This window comes from uncultured Dokdonia sp., from assembly GCF_947496725.1.
Lineage (GTDB): Bacteria > Bacteroidota > Bacteroidia > Flavobacteriales > Flavobacteriaceae > Dokdonia.
The window spans coordinates 1-401 of record NZ_CANMDS010000018.1 but is presented as its reverse complement, the minus strand read 5'-3'; the positions used below and the strand labels follow the sequence as shown (position 1 = coordinate 401).

At 43.4% G+C, this 401-nt stretch carries 1 protein-coding gene; it reads right to left on the bottom strand.

Annotation, left to right across the window (positions count from 1 at the left end; genetic code table 11):
• A partial coding sequence (locus Q0948_RS14870; RefSeq protein ID WP_298354514.1) for a hypothetical protein occupies nt 1-401 on the bottom strand: 401 nt, incomplete at both ends.

The following is a 401-nucleotide window of genomic DNA, read 5'->3' as shown; positions in this document are numbered from 1 at the left end:
CTACCATCATTTACTTGTAAACGTACCCAGATTACCTCAAGTGGTGTCATCTGTGTTGCGTTATAGTTAGCTGGATCAATAATTGGGTTGTTACCCGTTTCTGCATCTGCCAGGGTGTTGTGATATGTAATGACAAGCGTGGTTGCATCTTGTGTTCCTATGATGGCAACCTCGTTTTGAGTAAGGTCTATGATTTCCATCAGGTTATTATCATCATCACACTCGGTAAGCGTTTCTAGGGCTGCAGGAATCTCAGGGATAGGATATACCACAAGCTCAAATTCATAAATCTTAGTACAAGCCGTTGCCGTAGCAGGGTTGGTATCTTGTGCTACCACATACAGTGAGGTCATCCCTGTGATGTTGTTATAAGGAACGGTAATATCTATCTGCCCTGCACC